Origin of the sequence: Sphingomonas sediminicola, from assembly GCF_049991885.1 — a bacterium.
Taxonomy (GTDB): Bacteria; Pseudomonadota; Alphaproteobacteria; order Sphingomonadales; family Sphingomonadaceae; genus Sphingomicrobium; species Sphingomicrobium sediminicola.
In genome coordinates, this window is the sequence record NZ_CP178916.1 from 255,993 (window position 1) to 270,449 (window position 14,457).

At 62.8% G+C, this 14,457-nt stretch carries 17 protein-coding genes; 14 read left to right on the forward strand and 3 right to left on the reverse strand.

Features of this window, described 5'->3' with window-relative positions; genetic code table 11:
- Nucleotides 1–14: 14 nt before the first annotated feature.
- Together ACMC5O_RS01315 and ACMC5O_RS01320 are read left to right on the forward strand one after the other, a co-directional pair.
- Nucleotides 15–1,271: a tetratricopeptide repeat protein gene (locus tag ACMC5O_RS01315; protein ID WP_187708027.1), complete on the forward strand. Its 1,257-nt coding sequence runs from the start codon at nucleotides 15–17 to the stop codon at nucleotides 1,269–1,271.
- The gene (locus tag ACMC5O_RS01320; protein ID WP_426693131.1) at nucleotides 1,268–2,425 is read left to right on the forward strand and encodes a deoxyguanosinetriphosphate triphosphohydrolase; all 1,158 of its coding nucleotides are present in this window, start codon (nucleotides 1,268–1,270) and stop codon (nucleotides 2,423–2,425) included. The genes ACMC5O_RS01315 and ACMC5O_RS01320 overlap by 4 nt, the downstream gene beginning before the upstream one ends.
- A gap of 227 nt (nucleotides 2,426–2,652) precedes the next feature.
- Here ACMC5O_RS01320 and ACMC5O_RS01325 read toward each other — a convergent pair whose 3' ends face one another.
- Complete coding sequence (locus tag ACMC5O_RS01325) at nucleotides 2,653–3,204, reverse strand: PEPxxWA-CTERM sorting domain-containing protein (RefSeq protein ID WP_246444088.1); 552 nt, start codon at nucleotides 3,202–3,204, stop codon at nucleotides 2,653–2,655.
- 232 nt (nucleotides 3,205–3,436) lie between these two features.
- Between ACMC5O_RS01325 and argS the strand changes: the two genes are divergently transcribed.
- The 9 genes from argS (at nucleotide 3,437) to tatC (ending at nucleotide 10,432) form a co-directional block, all read left to right on the forward strand.
- Complete coding sequence (gene argS, locus ACMC5O_RS01330) at nucleotides 3,437–5,170, forward strand: arginine--tRNA ligase (protein ID WP_426693542.1); 1,734 nt, start codon at nucleotides 3,437–3,439, stop codon at nucleotides 5,168–5,170.
- Between the two features lie 5 nt (nucleotides 5,171–5,175).
- Nucleotides 5,176–5,946 carry an SPOR domain-containing protein gene (locus tag ACMC5O_RS01335; RefSeq protein WP_187708026.1) on the forward strand — a complete coding sequence of 257 codons (771 nt, stop codon included), beginning with the start codon at nucleotides 5,176–5,178 and terminating at the stop codon, nucleotides 5,944–5,946.
- On the forward strand, nucleotides 5,921–6,610 hold the full coding sequence (locus tag ACMC5O_RS01340) for an SPOR domain-containing protein (RefSeq protein WP_187708025.1): 690 nt from the start codon (nucleotides 5,921–5,923) through the stop codon (nucleotides 6,608–6,610). The genes ACMC5O_RS01335 and ACMC5O_RS01340 overlap by 26 nt, the downstream gene beginning before the upstream one ends.
- Nucleotides 6,610–7,617 (forward strand): beta-N-acetylhexosaminidase, encoded by a 1,008-nt coding sequence (gene nagZ, locus ACMC5O_RS01345; RefSeq protein WP_187708024.1) that lies wholly within the window; start codon nucleotides 6,610–6,612, stop codon nucleotides 7,615–7,617. Before ACMC5O_RS01340 ends, nagZ begins: the two co-directional genes overlap by 1 nt.
- 70 nt (nucleotides 7,618–7,687) lie before the next feature.
- Nucleotides 7,688–8,437: a segregation and condensation protein A gene (locus ACMC5O_RS01350; protein WP_187708023.1), complete on the forward strand. Its 750-nt coding sequence runs from the start codon at nucleotides 7,688–7,690 to the stop codon at nucleotides 8,435–8,437.
- Nucleotides 8,437–9,015: an SMC-Scp complex subunit ScpB gene (gene scpB / locus ACMC5O_RS01355; protein WP_187708022.1), complete on the forward strand. Its 579-nt coding sequence runs from the start codon at nucleotides 8,437–8,439 to the stop codon at nucleotides 9,013–9,015. The genes ACMC5O_RS01350 and scpB overlap by 1 nt, the downstream gene beginning before the upstream one ends.
- Before the next feature lie 25 nt (nucleotides 9,016–9,040).
- The gene (locus ACMC5O_RS01360) at nucleotides 9,041–9,304 is read left to right on the forward strand and encodes a twin-arginine translocase TatA/TatE family subunit (RefSeq protein ID WP_187708021.1); all 264 of its coding nucleotides are present in this window, start codon (nucleotides 9,041–9,043) and stop codon (nucleotides 9,302–9,304) included.
- Nucleotides 9,305–9,326: 22 nt separating this feature from the next.
- Complete coding sequence (gene tatB, locus ACMC5O_RS01365; RefSeq protein ID WP_187708020.1) at nucleotides 9,327–9,659, forward strand: Sec-independent protein translocase protein TatB; 333 nt, start codon at nucleotides 9,327–9,329, stop codon at nucleotides 9,657–9,659.
- The gene (tatC, locus tag ACMC5O_RS01370) at nucleotides 9,656–10,432 is read left to right on the forward strand and encodes a twin-arginine translocase subunit TatC (protein WP_426693132.1); all 777 of its coding nucleotides are present in this window, start codon (nucleotides 9,656–9,658) and stop codon (nucleotides 10,430–10,432) included. Before tatB ends, tatC begins: the two co-directional genes overlap by 4 nt.
- A gap of 186 nt (nucleotides 10,433–10,618) precedes the next feature.
- On the opposite strand, the gene ACMC5O_RS01375 is transcribed toward tatC, so the two are convergent.
- Both ACMC5O_RS01375 and ACMC5O_RS01380 read right to left on the reverse strand, forming a co-directional pair.
- Nucleotides 10,619–12,160: a sensor histidine kinase gene (locus tag ACMC5O_RS01375; RefSeq protein WP_426693133.1), complete on the reverse strand. Its 1,542-nt coding sequence runs from the start codon at nucleotides 12,158–12,160 to the stop codon at nucleotides 10,619–10,621.
- 21 nt (nucleotides 12,161–12,181) lie between these two features.
- A complete protein-coding gene (locus ACMC5O_RS01380) occupies nucleotides 12,182–12,322 on the reverse strand; it encodes a NepR family anti-sigma factor (protein ID WP_187708016.1) in 141 nt (46 codons plus the stop codon).
- Nucleotides 12,323–12,677: 355 nt separating this feature from the next.
- Here ACMC5O_RS01380 and ACMC5O_RS01385 point away from each other — a divergent pair, with 355 nt between their 5' ends.
- The 3 genes from ACMC5O_RS01385 to ACMC5O_RS01395 all read left to right on the forward strand — a co-directional run bounded on the left by ACMC5O_RS01385 (nucleotide 12,678) and on the right by ACMC5O_RS01395 (nucleotide 14,455).
- On the forward strand, nucleotides 12,678–13,475 hold the full coding sequence (locus ACMC5O_RS01385) for a response regulator (protein ID WP_187708015.1): 798 nt from the start codon (nucleotides 12,678–12,680) through the stop codon (nucleotides 13,473–13,475).
- A gap of 73 nt (nucleotides 13,476–13,548) precedes the next feature.
- A complete protein-coding gene (locus ACMC5O_RS01390; RefSeq protein ID WP_187710010.1) occupies nucleotides 13,549–13,695 on the forward strand; it encodes a hypothetical protein in 147 nt (48 codons plus the stop codon).
- 85 nt (nucleotides 13,696–13,780) lie between these two features.
- Nucleotides 13,781–14,455, forward strand: a complete 675-nt coding sequence (locus ACMC5O_RS01395; RefSeq protein ID WP_426693134.1) for a sigma-70 family RNA polymerase sigma factor — start codon at nucleotides 13,781–13,783, stop codon at nucleotides 14,453–14,455.
- The last annotated feature ends 2 nt before the right edge of the window (nucleotides 14,456–14,457 follow it).

Genomic DNA, 14,457 nt, shown 5'->3' on the forward strand with positions numbered 1-14,457 from the left:
GCGTGCGTATAGCGGTGGTCATTCTGGCAAGTGTTGGCGCAGTGCTCGCGGGTGTTCCCGCGCAGGCTGACGCGCAGGTTGCGGTCGGTGTCCGGGGCGAAAGTCCCTCGGATGCGCTCGCCCGCAATATGAAGGAACTTGCCACCAACCCGAGAAGCTTCAACGCCCTCATCGGCGCCGGGCGGGCTGCGCTTGCGCTTGGCGATACCCAGGCAGCCGCGGGCTTCTTCGGCCGCGCCGACGAGGTCTGGCCGGACAGTCCGCTCGCGCAAGCAGGCATGGGCGCAGCTCTCGCGCAGGAGGGCGACGGTAGCGGAGCACTGCAATACTTCAGCCGTGCGGCGCAGCGTGGCGCAACCCAGTCGATGATCGGTGCCGACCGTGGGCTCGCGTACGACCTGGTCGGCCAGCATTCGCAGGCACAGGCGGATTATCGTGCGGCCTTGTCCGGGCAGGATGGCGACGAAGCGCGCCGCAGGCTCGCGCTTAGCCTCGCGATCACCGGCAAGAAGGCCGATGCCTTGGCGATGCTGTCTCCCTTGATGGCGCGAGGCGATGCCGCAGGCGCCCGCTGCCGCGCCTTCGTTCTTGCGCTGACCGGGGATTCGAGCGGCGCCAAGAATGCGATCGAAGCGGCAATGCCCGGCTCGTCGGCGAACATGGCCTATTTCTTCCGTAAGTTGCCGGAGCTTCGTTCCGACCAGAAGGCTGCTGCGGTCAATCTCGGCATCTTCCCCGATTCCGGCACACAAGTCGCTTCCGCGTCGCCGCCGCCAGTGTCGATGAACCCCGTCAACATCATCCAGAAGAATGCGAGGCGAAGCGACGACGCCGACGACGACCGGATCGGCTCGATCGAGAAGTGGCTTTCGGAGGCGACGCAAGGGAATACGACGCTACCCGCAACCCCGGCCGCCCCGACGCAGCAGGTCGCCGCGGCGTCCGTTCCGCAATTTTCCGTGCCCGTGCGAACTGGCGTGGACACGTCCCTCACAACCACTCGCAAGCTGTGGATCCAGCTGGCCAGCGGACCGAACTCGACGGCACTCCCTGAACAATTCTCTCGCATGAAGAACCGCAACCGCGAGCTGTTCGAGGGAATTAGCGGGTATATCTCGGAAGAGCGTGGCAAGGCACGCCTGCTGATCGGTCCGTTCCGCAACAACGAAGAAGCGACAATTTTTACTGAGGACCTTGCGTCGGTTCACATCCCCGCCTTTACGTGGACCAGCCAACCCGGCCAGGCCATCAGGAAACTGCCCTCCGAATGATGCTCGATGCTCTAGCCGCGCAACCGTCATCATCGCGCGGCAGGGCCCATCCGGAAGTCGACGCCGGGCCGCGTGGCCCCCGCGATATTTTTCAGCGCGACCGCGATCGCATCATCCACTCGGTCTCGTTCCGGCGACTTCGGCACAAGACTCAGGTTTTCGTTGCCCCCGATGGCGACCATTACCGGGTCCGGCTCACGCACAGCATCGAAGTAGCGCAGATCGGCCGAACGATTGCCCGGGCTCTCGGCCTGAATGAGGATCTGACGGAAGCGCTCTGCCTGGCGCATGACCTCGGGCATCCGCCGTTCGGCCATGCCGGCGAGGACGCGCTGAAAGCGGCGATGACGGATGCCGGCGGCTTCGATCACAACGCCCACAGCATTCGGCTCGTGACGAAGCTGGAGACGCCCTATCCGGGCTTTGATGGGCTCAATCTCAGCTGGGAAGCCCTCGAGGGCCTCGCCAAACATAATGGTCCGATCCGCAATCCATCCTGGGCACTGGCCGAGGCCAACGCGGACTTCGATCTGGAGCTAGGAAGCTGGCCGTCGCTAGAGGCGCAGGTCGCCGCGGTCGCCGACGATGTCGCTTACGACAATCACGACATTGACGATGGAATTCGCGCCGGACTGCTCAACCTAGACGAGCTGGTCGAGTTACCGATCGTGCGGCGCCATTGGGATCCGATCGACCAGCGCCATCCCGGTCTGTCGGACGAGAAGAAGTTGCGGGCATTGGTGAGAGACCAGATTGGATCGATGGTTGGGGACCTGATCGCGGAGACGAGGCGGCGGGTTGCCGATGCCGGAGTCGAGACATGCGATGAGGTTAGAGCAGCCGGTCAGCCGCTTGCCGGGTTTTCAGCGAGCCTCGCAGACGAGGAGTGCACGCTGAAGCGTTTCCTGTACGAGCGGCTCTATAATGCGCCCGAGCTCATCCCGATCAGGGTCGAGGCGCAGCGTGTGGTGTCCAATCTTTTCGCTGCTTACCGCGATGACCCGTCGTTGCTGCCAGACAATTGGCGAAGCGAGGGAGACGAAACCCAACGGCTTCGCACCATCGGCGATTTCATTGCGGGAATGACCGACAGGTTCGCGGTAGCTCGCCATGAGGAGCTGGTCGGGCCAGTGTACCTACCTGATCGCTTCTAAGTTTGGTGGGGTCCGCCCCTCGCGTCGCTCACCGAGTAACGGACCCCATAAGTGCAGTCATTCTGCTAGACGATGGCACGGGTGGGACCCGTCACCCCGGTGTCGCGTGAAGGCGGCGGGCCCCATAAGCGAGCGCCCGCTTCTCCCAGATCAATCTGGAAGAAGCGGGTCGCTCTACTGCATGTCACTATAGGGACCAGCTGGAATTGGCGTGCTTAACGCTGTTGCTATGCCACCTGAGGCATGAGTTCCCGGCGATGCCGGCGCATTGCGAAGCCAATCGCACCGAACCCCAGCAGCATCATCGCCCATGTCGCCGGCTCGGGAACTGCCCCGCCGATGAGTACGGCATCGGAGAAGCCGTTCTGATTCAACGTAATGCTGGTCGTTGGCGATGCGAAATCGAATAGATAGAAGACGGTCACGCTGTTCTGGAACTCGCCGGCACCGCCGAAATGGATGCCGAGGATCTGTTGGCCAATCAGCGCTGTGTCAAAGGTCAGAACTCCGCCGGATTCGTCGAAGAATGCTTTCGTATCTTCGATATCAGACCAAATGACGTCCTCGAAGCTTCCGCCGCCTAGAACGTCCAGTGCAGCGTTGATGTCGCCAATGTCTGCGTTGTTGAGCAGATTCCCGTCATAGTAGCCTGCGCAGGCGACTGCATCGGGATTGGTTCTCGTCGCATCGCATGGTGAGACAACCGTAAGCGCGGCTGAAGCAGGTGCTGCGGAAAACAACGCAAGAGCGGCGATACCTGCCTTTAGAGCGAGTTTCATAACAATAGTCCCCTTTTCACATGCCGGGACTCGCGCTCCCTCCAGCGCAGCGAATCGTCTAGCTGGCGGAATTTACTGCAAATTTGAGAACTTGTTAACCATAAGTTTAACTTAAATTTACCCGACGCAATTATAACGTACCAAAACGGGACGAATGCGGTTTTTGGACCGTGATGGTGACGCGGCGAAGGGCGTGCGCTAGAGGCCGCGCTTTCCGAATTTGGTGACCGAATTGAGCCTTTACGCCCGATATGCCGCGCTTCTGGACGAAGTGCTCGACCAGCTTCAGTCCGAGGGTGTCCTGCCCGCGGAAATCAACCGCCGTGCCGTGGCGGTCGAGCCGCCTCGCGATCCTTCGCACGGGGATCTCGCGACCAATGCAGCAATGGTGTTGGCAAAAGGCGCAGGGGCGAACCCGCGCGCGCTAGCCGAAGCGATCGCTCCGAATCTGAAGGAACTGCCAGATGTGACTTCAGTCGAAGTCGCGGGGCCAGGTTTCATCAATATGCGACTGTCGCCCGGCGCCTGGCGGAACGAGCTCGAGGCCATTCTCGCGCAGGGCGAGAATTACGGTCTGTCGAACATCGGCAAGAACGAACGGGTCAACGTCGAATATGTCTCGGCCAATCCGACCGGTCCGATGCACGTGGGCCATTGCCGCGGCGCAGTGGTCGGCGATGCGCTGGCTCGGCTTCTGGAGGCCGCCGGCTTCCGGGTCACCAAGGAATACTACCTCAACGACGCGGGCGCGCAGGTCGATGTCCTCGCCCGCTCGCTGCACATGCGGTACCGCGAGGCACTCGGCGAAGGTATCGGCGAGATCCCCGAAGGTCTATATCCGGGCGACTATCTCGTTCCTGTCGGCGAGCAGCTCGCAGCCGAATTCGGCGATCGTTATGCCAAGCTGCCCGAGAACGAATGGCTGGCGACATTCCGCGAGCGCGGGGTTGCCGCGATGCTCGACCTTATCAAGCACGACCTCGGCCTGCTTGGGATCCATCACGACCATTTCGCGTCCGAGGACAAGCTTCAGAAGTCCGGGGCGGTGGAGAAAGCGATGGAGGTCCTGCGCGACAAGGGCCTCGTCTACGAAGGCGAATTGGAACGGCCGAAGAGCCTCGATCCGCACGACGAGTGGGAGCCGGTCGAACTGACCCTGTTCCGCTCGAGCCAGTTCGGCGACGATCAGGACCGGCCGATGAAGAAGTCGGACGGAAGCTGGACCTATTTCGGAGCCGACGCCGCTTACCATTTCCAGAAGGCGCAGAACGCCGACCACCTCGTCAACATTTGGGGCGCAGACCACGCGGGAACCGTCAAACGCGTCCAGGCCGCCGTGAACGCGTTGACAGACGGCCGCGTCGATCTTGACGTGAAGCTGATCCAGATGGTCCGCCTGTTCCGCGCTGGTGAGCCGGTGAAGATGTCCAAGCGGTCGGGTTCCTTCGTGACGCTGGCGGACGTTGTCCGCGAGGTTGGCAAGGATGTCGTGCGCTTCATCATGCTGACCCGCCGGGCCGATGCGCCGCTCGACTTCGACTTCGCCAAGGTCGTCGAAGCGTCGAAGGACAATCCGGTCTTTTACGTCCAATATGCCCACGCGCGGATCAGCTCTTTGAAGCGGAAGGCAGCGGACGCCGGGGTCAGCCTGGACACGCCGGCCGATCTCAATCTGCTCGACGAGGAGGAGATCGCGCTGGTCAAATTGGCTGCGCAATACCCGCGGACCGTCGAGGCCGCGGCCATGGCTCACGAGCCGCATCGGATTGCCTTCTACCTCTACGATCTTGCCGCGGCATTTCACGCTCTGTGGCATCGCGGCAACGACGATCCCGATCGACGCTTTCTTGTTGAAAACAATCCACAACTCTCTCGCGCGCGACTGGAACTCGCGCTAGGCATCGGGCAGGTTATCCGTAGCGGACTCGCATTGATGGGCGTGACCGCGACCGAGGAAATGCGCTGAGGGTTATGGCAGACACGATTGCACGGGATGCCGACCGGCTTCCCTGGCTGACCGACGAGAAGGCTCCCAAGAGGCCATCGGGCCGTCTTTGGACCGTTCCGCTCCTGGTCGTCGGGATGGTTGCGATTGCGGTCCTGTCCTTCTGGTTCGGGATGACCCGCTCGTGGTCGCCGGAAACGCCGGTCACGGAAAGTCAGCCGGAAGCCGTCTCAACCCCACTTCCTGCGCCACAGCCGGTCCAGCCGCCTCGCCAGGCGCCGGGGCTCGCGCCGATGCGTGAAGTCGAGCCAACGCCGGCACCGGCGCCCGTCGTAATTCGGATGCAGGAAGACGTGCAGCCCACGCTCAATTCCGAGCCGGCTCTGAAGCGCGTGGCCAATCCGACTGTAACGATCGGCATCGAGCCAAGTGCTCCGGCCAAGACGACTGCTCCCGAGCGCAAGCCTCTCGAATTCTCCAATCCCTGGGACTCGTCCGCTGCTTCAGGCCGGATGGTTCGTGTTGGCACCTATTCGAGCCTTCGCCAGGGCAAGCAGGCCTGGGCAAAGCTCGCTCGCTCGTTTCCGGCGATGAAGAAGCTTCCGGCGGTCGTCACCGATATCCCGTCGCTGCGGAATGGCCGTGTTTATTATCGGCTCCAGATCGGGACCACTTCACAGGCTCATTCCGAAGTGCTTTGCCAGCGGATGAGGGCGATCGGCCAGAGTTGCGTCGTGGTTGACCTAGCGGGAGCGCGGAAGGGAAGCGGGGATGAGCGACAGCCGGCAGGCTTATGACGAGCAGCTGCCTTGGCTCGAGGCGGTCGACGACGAGGATGGTCCCGGCGGAGTTCCGGCCCGGCGCATGCTTGCGGCGCTGCTCGTCGTTGTGCTCGCGGTAGGTCTCGTCGCAGGTACCTTCTTCTGGCTCGGGCAGCGGGATGGCGGGGAGGGTAGCGGCGCGCCTGAGCTGATCCGCGCGGAGCCGGGACCATACAAGGTCAAGCCAACCGACCCGGGCGGACTCGACGTGGCCGGCGAAAGCGAGACGGCGTTCGAGACGAGCGCGGGGCAGGACACCGACGCCCAGCTCGACCTTAGCAAGTCGCCGGAGGAGGCCGTCGTGGCACCCAAACCGCAGGCCGAACCGAAACCAGGGTTCTCCATGGCCCCGCCCAAGCCTGCGCCCGTCCAGACAGAGACAAAGCTCGAACCTGAGCCGCAACCAACGGGAGGTAAGGGCAGCGTCGTTCAGCTGGGGGCTTTCGCAAACCGGGCGCAGGCCGAGCGGGCCTGGACGGCACTTTCGACGCGCTTCCCTTCAGTCGCAGCGATGAACAAGATGATCATCCCGTTCTCGGGCGGCATTCGCCTTCGAGCGGCGGCTCCGTCGCCGGCTGAGGCGAAGCAGGTTTGTCAGGCCCTGAAGGTTGCGGGCGAGAACTGCTTCGTGGCGAACTGATGCAAGCTGCAATTTACGGTCTCGAAGGGACCGAAATCACTACTGACGAACGCGACTTCTTTCGCGACGCCGATCCGGCTGGCTACATCCTGTTCAAGCGCAACTGCGCCGACCGCGATCAGATGCGGCGGTTGACCGACGGTCTTCGCGAGATTGCGGGCAGGTCCGAAGTCCCGATCCTCATCGACCAGGAAGGCGGAAGGGTCGCTCGAATGCGTCCGCCCGAATGGCCCTCATTCCCGAGCGGTGAGGCGTTCGACCGGCTTTACCAGCGGGCACCGTCCAGTGCGATCGAGGCAGCCCGAGTTAACGCACGCGCGCTGGCGCTCATGCTCAATGAGGTCGGCGTCAACGTCGACTGCCTGCCGATGCTCGACGTCCGCCAGCCGGGCGCGACGGACATCGTCGGCGACCGGGCTCTCGGTTCGGAGCCGATGCAGGTGGCGGCGCTCGGCCGTGCGATCCTCGACGGCCTTCATTCCGCCGGCGTTCTCGGCGTCATCAAGCATATTCCCGGCCACGGCCGCGCTCTTGTCGACAGCCATCACGAGCTGCCGATCGTCGAAGCGAATGAGGACGAGCTCGCGGTCGACATGGAACCGTTCGAACGGCTCCATAATGCGGCGATGGGGATGACCAGCCACCTGCTCTACCGGCAGTGGGATGCGGACCGTCCGGCGTCCCAGTCGCCGATCGTCATCCACGAGATCATCCGCCAGCGCATCGGCTTCGATGGATTCCTGATGAGCGATGATATCGGGATGGAAGCGCTCGCGGGCGATCACGGCGAGCGCGCGGCCGCCTGCGTGAAGGCGGGGTGCGACGTCGCCCTTCATTGCGACGGCAAAATGGACAACATGATTCTCGTCGCCAAAGCCGTTCCAGCCTTGTCGGATGAAGCGGAGGTTCGCCTGGCGCGAGCGATGGCGCGGACCTTCACCCCGGACGACGGCCTCGATTTCGCGGCTGCGGTCGAAAAGAGGGACGCGCTGCTCGCCCTCGCTTGAGTCGCGATTTATCCACAGGAGTCTGGCCTTTTCCCTTCGCAGTCCGGGAACTTGGGTTTAGTCTCGCTGCATGGGGGTGGATGCGCTCGATTTCTCGGCCGGCTCCGAAGAGCTGACGCTTAATCTGGATGGTTGGGAAGGTCCGCTCGACCTCCTCCTCAACCTAGCTCGCGCGCAGAAGGTCGATCTCACACAGATCTCGATCCTGCAGCTGGTCGATCAGTACACCGACTATATCGCCAGCGCGCGGGCACTGAAGCTCGAGATCGCGGCCGATTATCTCGTGATGGCTGCGTGGCTCGCCTACCTGAAATCCTGCCTGCTGCTGCCGAAGGACCCGGAACAGGACCCGAGCCCGGAGGAAGTCGCCCTTCGCCTGCAGATGCGGCTGCTAAGGCTCGACGCGATGCGCGAGGCGGGCGCGCGGCTGCTTGGCCGCGACCGTATCGGACGCGACGTGTTCGTGCGCGGCTTGCCCGAAGGGCTGCGACTGGTCCGCAAGTCGGCATGGCAGGTGAACTCGTTCGAGCTTTTCTCGGCTTATGGCGCGGTCAAGGCCCGGACCCAGCCGGCAATGCATGTCGTCCACATGCGTTCGGTGATGACCCTCGACGACGCGATCGAGCGTGTCGGAAAGATGATCGGCATGGCGATCGACTGGATGGAAATCGGCCAATTCCTTCCCGACAGCGACGATCCCGCCTTCCGGCGGTCTGCACTGGCGTCGAGCTTTGTGGCTGCGCTTGAGCTCGCTCGCCGCGGGCGGCTTGACCTCCGCCAGGACGAGCCTTTTGCCCCTTTACAGGTGCGCGCTGCCTGATGGACGAGTTCGTTCGCGCAGTGGAGGCGACGATTTTCGCATCCTCAGAACCGCTCACCATCGAGGAAATCCAGGGCTACTCTGGAGATGGTGACGTAGAGGCCGCGCTCGCTACGCTCGCTGAAATCTACACCGGCAGGGGCATCGAGCTGGTGGAGCGGGGCGGCCGCTGGCATTTCCAGACGGCACCCGATCTCGCGCATCTGCTGCGGCGGACCCGCGAGGAGCCGCGCCGCCTCTCGCGTGCGGCGACCGAGACGCTAGCGATTGTCGCCTATCACGAGCCGGTAAGCCGCGCCGAAATCGAAGCGATTCGCGGCGTCCAGATCTCCAAGGGCACGCTCGATGTGCTGATGGAGGCGGGTTGGGTGCGGACGGCCGGACGTCGAGAAGGTCCCGGCCGCCCTCTACTCTATGCGACGACACAGGAATTCCTGACGCATTTCGGGCTTGGGTCGCGGAAGGACCTACCCGGGATCGACGATCTCAAGGCTGCCGGACTGCTCGATCCACTCGACCAGGGTGTTTTCGAGGCGCTGGAGCAGCTGCAACTGGAAAGCGAAGAAGAGGACGACTAGAAGGCCCGCCAAAGGAGTTCTTTCCATGGGTGGCTTCAGTTTCTGGCATATCCTGATCCTCGCGATCATTCTCCTGCTGCTGTTCGGTGGGAATCGTTTTTCGGCCATGATGGGCGACGTCGCCAAGGGCCTGAAAAGCTTCAAGCAGGGCATGGCCGAGGAAGACAAGCCGGCCGAGCGGCAGGAACCGCGCCCGCTGCCGCGTAACGAGCCGATCGATGTGACTCCGGAGCCGCGCCGCACCACCGACTCCGTGCCGCCAGCCGGTGACGACCGTACAAACGGCTAAACTCTAGTCGAAGGGCGCCCGCATGTTCGGCGTCGACACCAGCGAACTCGTTCTCGTCGCGGTCCTAGCGCTGATTTTCATCGGCCCGAAGGACCTGCCCAATGCCCTCCGCACAGTCGGTCGCTGGGTCGGCCAGATTCGCGGAATGGCACGCCATTTCCAGAGCGGCATCGACGCGATGATCCGGGAGGCCGAGCTAGAGGAGATGGAGCAGAAGTGGCGCGAGGAGAATGAGCGCATAATGCGCGAGTATCCGGCGCTTCTAGAGGCCCAGAAGGCGGAAGCCGAGGAGCCTGCAATCGATCAGCCGACGCTTCCGCTCGATCCTCCTCAAGACAAGCGCGAGCTGCCGTGAGGGACATCGACGACACCAAGGCGCCGCTGCTCGAGCACCTTATCGAGCTCCGCAAACGGCTGCTGCTGTCGTTCGGCGTGCTGGTCGTGCTGTTCTTCGCCTGCCTTGCCTATGCGAAGATGATCTTTGCCTTTCTCGTCCAGCCCCTGCTTGCAGCGGGCCAGGGCAAGGTCATCTACACCGACATCTTCGAGGCCTTCTTCGTTGAGGTGAAAGTCGCCCTTTTTGCGGCTTTGATGCTCGGCTTCCCCTTCTTCGCGATCCAGATGTGGAAGTTCGTCGCGCCCGGGCTTTACGCGCGGGAGAAGAAGGCGCTGCTGCCATTCCTCCTGCTGACGCCGTTCTTTTTCATCGGGGGTGCCGCCTTTGCCTATTACGTCGCCATGCCCTGGGCGCTGCACTTCCTGCTCAGCTTTCAGGGTGACGTCGGTGGGATCCAGCGCGAGGCGCTTCCGGGTGTCGGCAATTACCTGAACTTCTGCACCCGCTTCCTGTTCGGGTTCGGTGTCGCCTTCCTGACGCCGATCCTGCTGATGATCCTGGAGCGAGCAGGTCTCATCACTCTGGAGCAGCTCACGAAGTCGCGGCGCTATGCGATCGTGGCCTCCGCCGCCGTTTCGGCCGTGCTCACGCCGCCCGACGCCGTCTCAATGCTTTTGCTGCTGGTGCCGCTCTACTCACTGTACGAGCTCGCGATCCTCGCGATCCGCCTGACGCACTGGCGTCGAAGCCGCAAGGAAGCTGCTTCCGCGAACGGTGGTTCGGCTAGCTGAATGTAATGAGGGCCCGGAAACGCCACCGGGGGGGGGAGGGTTGGCGGTTCCGGGCCCATTTAAGCGGATAGCGAGAGCGGGGGGGCAAAAGGTCACTATCCACTGTGCAAAACGCGCCTTCTTCCGCAGATGTTCCGATGCTTGCGAAACTTTTTTCGTCGCAACCGTAACGACCCGTCCAGCCTCTTAGCGGGGCGGAAACACCGGCAATTCAACGCTGTAGCGGCCAAGCTTGCGTTCAAGGGCGGAACGAAGCTGTTTCGCCAAACCTGCGATAATCCGCTCGAACTGCATTTTTTCGCGGTCCCCCTCCTCATCGGGATTCAAAACCTTGCTGTTCAACGTCAGGCGGGCGGTCAGCTCGCTCGTGCGGCGGAGCGTGATTTCCACCGGGTCCTCGGGCGTGTTCAGCATCGCGAACTCGACGATCTCCGTCACAAGGAAGGCTACGGAAACGGCGACGTCCTGTGTGGTGTTGGCGCTTTTCAGGTCGAGTTCGATGCGCATTGTGCGCGCGGACTCCGGTGCGGTGGCGCGGAGCTCCGCCGCAAGCTCCGAGAGGAGGGGGCGCAGGGAGATTCCGCGATTCTCTTCCATCTCCGCAAAATGGTTGCGGTGAACGATCGAAAGCGCGCCGACGCGGCGGCTGATCGATCCGTAGGCGGCGCGCGCGGCAGGGGTCTCGGCCGTGCGGCCGTGTATGTTGATAAGCGAGGCGACGACCTGGAGGTTGTTCTTCACCCGGTGGTGGACCTCCCGGACTAGCTTTCGCTGCCCTTCCAGGGCCCCAGCCATGTCGCGCTCCGAATCTTCGACCCGGCGGACCGTTCGAGCGAAAGCCTCGCTGAGATCCCGAATCTCGGTCGCAGGCCCGAGCTTTAGCGGCAGAACGAATTCGCCCTCGCCGGGCTCGTATTGGACTACCGAGCGCTTGAGGTGGCGGAGCGGGCGGATCAGAAGGCGGTTCACGACCACCCAGGTCAGGAGCGCGGCGACGATCCACATCAGGAACGGAAGCATCAGCAGCAATCGATCGCCGGTGGTAATCATCGGGATCTTCGTCCCGACGAGCATTTCCAGCCGCCCGTTCGCCATTGGCCAGCGACTGGTTGCGAGCTGTTCCCGGCCCCGCCGAAGAGCTTCTGGGGTCAGGATCGGCAGCTCATTCATCCCGTCACGAAGGGCAAGCGTCTCGATATTCGGGGCTGCGTCCACTGCCGCTTGGCGGAGCTCCGCCTTTGTGAAGGAACCGGTCGCCATTCCGCCGGCCACGCCGACGCGAAACGTCAGGGCTTCTTCTTCGGGAAGGATTCGTAAGGCGATGTCGCCAGGCGCGACGAGCGGAAGCCGGCTCGTCTCGGGCACGTTCCCGACTTCGCAGATTCGCTTACCGTTGGTGTCTTCCAGCTCGAACTGTCGTGCGACTGCGGGAGTGACTGTCAGCGATTGCTCGAGGGTCGCGCAGGTTCCATCGCCGTCAGCAATGCGCCCGTTCGCGGCGATCCTTAGAGCAAGTGCGTTCCGAGCGATTAGGCTTTCGACGCCTCGTGTAGCCAACCGGGCCTGCTCTTCCGCCTGTGAGCGAAGAACGTCGTTCGCATCCCGAATTCCCTGACTCGCTGCCCAGACCAGGCTGATGCCGATCGGCAGCAGTGCAGCAGTCAGGATCAGCAGCAGTTTAACCGCTGTCGGCAGCGCCGCAAAGCGCCGGGCCGCTTCGCTTAGCATGTCGGGATTGTCATCAACGGCTCAGCTGAGTTTCCCCAGCAGGTCACTGAAATCGTCGGGCACAGTTTCTCGCAGCGTGTCATCGTAGATCGTGCGGAGTGCACGTCCGATGTCGCCGGCCCTTTGCTTACGGTTCTTTTTTTCGTCGGACGTCTTCTGCATTGCCTTGTCGGCACCGCGATGAGAGCCGCCCTTCTGCTTAACACTCAACCTCTCGTCCCCCCTTGCGCGGGTACAAGCGCGCTTCGTTTAGCGTTCCACTCGTGAGGTGCAACGGGTTTAAGGAAAGTTCAACGCCAGGCGCCGAACCCCGACGCGGCTCCAAGCGCTGCGTCCATAAACCCGCAGCAATCCTTTGCCGCGCGAAGCGGAAACCAAATGCTTTGTCCTTTGTTCCAGCGATCAGCACATCTCAGCGGGGGAGTGTACGGTAACTGCTGACTCGACCCGGCCAAGGGTTGCATCAACCGTTACGCACGCCCAAAGACCCCGCTTTCGACTGGGAGAGTCCGTTTATATGTCCCTGGGTCAGGAACTCGCACCGCACCTGCCTTTCCTCCGCCGTTATGCGCGCGCCCTAACCGGCAGCCAGACGCATGGCGACGCCTTCGTTCGAGCGACGCTCGAGGCGATTGTCGCACAGCCGGACGAGTTTCCGCGCGATGTCGATCCGCGTCTCGGTCTCTACAAGACGTTCCACGCGATATGGTCGACGGCCAATGTTGAAGAGGGCGAGGAGCCGGCCAAGGATTACGCCGGCGCTGAAGGTATCGCGCAGGCTCGACTATCGCGGATCACTCCACTGTCGCGCCAGGCGCTGCTCCTGACCTCGCTGGAAGGGTTCTCGTCGGACGATGCGGCCTATCTGATCGGGGCCTCTCCGGAGGACGTGGACTCGCTCGTTGCGGAAGCGTTGGGTGAGATCGAGCGCCAGACGCTCGCTGACGTCCTTATCATCGAGGACGAGCCGATCATCGCTATGGATATCGAGACGATCGTCCGCGACCTCGGCCACAATGTAACCGGCGTCGCGGTCACCCGCGACGAGGCCGTTACCCAGGCCCGGCAGCACCCGCCGGGGCTAGTCCTTGCAGATATCCAGCTCGCCGACGATTCGAGCGGAATCGACGCGGTGAAGGACATCCTCGCCGAGTTCTCGGTGCCCGTGATCTTCATCACGGCGTTCCCGGAGAGGCTGTTGACCGGAACCCGCCCGGAACCCACCTTCCTCATCACCAAGCCGTTCCAGCGGTCGACGGTGAAGGCGGCCATAGCGCAGGCGTTGTTCTTCGACGCAGCAACGGTGCCGGCCTGACCCTTAAGCCGTAACGCTGGCGGAACATGGGCTGACAAAGCGCGTTGGCCCGTGGAACGCATGGCTTGAGAGAATGATGAGCAACGAGAGACAGGAACAGGTTACGACCACTGAGGCGCGCGCAGGCGTAACGCCTCACATGACGCGCTACGTTCTCGGGATCTCGCTGGCGCTGGTGGTGGTATTGTTCGCGATCATTTACGCGATCGCGGCGACCTGACCTCCATCGATTCTGTCATTCTCTACGTGTATTCATCCGGTTCATATTGAGCCGGATACCCATTGTCTGAACCGGGCGGGGATTAGTGGCCGAAGAACAAGATCAACAAACGGCCGAAGAGGCGGGTGCGGCTGCGACGACCGAGTGGGTTCCGCTTTCTGATCCGGAATTCAAGGACCAGCTAGCGGCGGTCATTCCGCATCTGCGCGCGTTCGGCCGTTCGCTGTCCGGAAGCCGCGACCTTGCCGACGACCTGGTCCAGGAAACGCTGCTGAAGGCATGGGCCGCCCGGAAGAGATTCCAAGCAGGTACCAACATGCGCGCGTGGACGTTCATCATCCTGCGCAATCTTTTCCTCAGCCAGATGCGCCGCGCGCGCTTCAAGGGCGAGTGGGACGAGCTGACGGCTTCGAAGATCCTCGCGGCGCCCGCCAGCCAGGATCGCCACATCGAGCTCAGCGACATGCAGCGTGCGTTGATGCACCTGCCGCAGCCGCAGCGTGAGGCACTGATCCTCGTAGGCGCCGGCGGCTTCGCTTATGAAGAAGCCGCGGAAATCTGCGGCTGTGCGGTCGGAACGATCAAGAGCCGGGTCGCCCGCGGGCGTGTTGCGCTCGAGGGGCTGCTTTCTAGCGGCAAGCTCCCGTCACGCCGCCAGCACCGCACCGACCCGAACAAGTCCGCGCTTCAAACGATCATGAACGAAGTGGACGATCTCAGCCGCGACCACGAGCGCGCGGTCGGCGCTCAGGAAGACTAGAA

What these genes read in the sequence shown, in the direction of transcription:
- ACMC5O_RS01320 (WP_426693131.1), top strand. Translation starts at nt 1,268, where the DNA reads ATGATGCTCGATGCTCTAGCCGCGCAACCGTCATCATCGCGCGGCAGG.
- ACMC5O_RS01325 (WP_246444088.1), bottom strand. Translation starts at nt 3,204, where the DNA reads ATGAAACTCGCTCTAAAGGCAGGTATCGCCGCTCTTGCGTTGTTTTCC.
- ACMC5O_RS01335 (WP_187708026.1), top strand. Translation starts at nt 5,176, where the DNA reads ATGGCAGACACGATTGCACGGGATGCCGACCGGCTTCCCTGGCTGACC.
- ACMC5O_RS01340 (WP_187708025.1), top strand. Translation starts at nt 5,921, where the DNA reads ATGAGCGACAGCCGGCAGGCTTATGACGAGCAGCTGCCTTGGCTCGAG.
- nagZ (WP_187708024.1), top strand. Translation starts at nt 6,610, where the DNA reads ATGCAAGCTGCAATTTACGGTCTCGAAGGGACCGAAATCACTACTGAC.
- ACMC5O_RS01350 (WP_187708023.1), top strand. Translation starts at nt 7,688, where the DNA reads ATGGGGGTGGATGCGCTCGATTTCTCGGCCGGCTCCGAAGAGCTGACG.
- scpB (WP_187708022.1), top strand. Translation starts at nt 8,437, where the DNA reads ATGGACGAGTTCGTTCGCGCAGTGGAGGCGACGATTTTCGCATCCTCA.
- ACMC5O_RS01360 (WP_187708021.1), top strand. Translation starts at nt 9,041, where the DNA reads ATGGGTGGCTTCAGTTTCTGGCATATCCTGATCCTCGCGATCATTCTC.
- tatB (WP_187708020.1), top strand. Translation starts at nt 9,327, where the DNA reads ATGTTCGGCGTCGACACCAGCGAACTCGTTCTCGTCGCGGTCCTAGCG.
- ACMC5O_RS01375 (WP_426693133.1), bottom strand. Translation starts at nt 12,160, where the DNA reads ATGCTAAGCGAAGCGGCCCGGCGCTTTGCGGCGCTGCCGACAGCGGTT.
- ACMC5O_RS01380 (WP_187708016.1), bottom strand. Translation starts at nt 12,322, where the DNA reads ATGCAGAAGACGTCCGACGAAAAAAAGAACCGTAAGCAAAGGGCCGGC.
- ACMC5O_RS01385 (WP_187708015.1), top strand. Translation starts at nt 12,678, where the DNA reads ATGTCCCTGGGTCAGGAACTCGCACCGCACCTGCCTTTCCTCCGCCGT.
- ACMC5O_RS01390 (WP_187710010.1), top strand. Translation starts at nt 13,549, where the DNA reads ATGATGAGCAACGAGAGACAGGAACAGGTTACGACCACTGAGGCGCGC.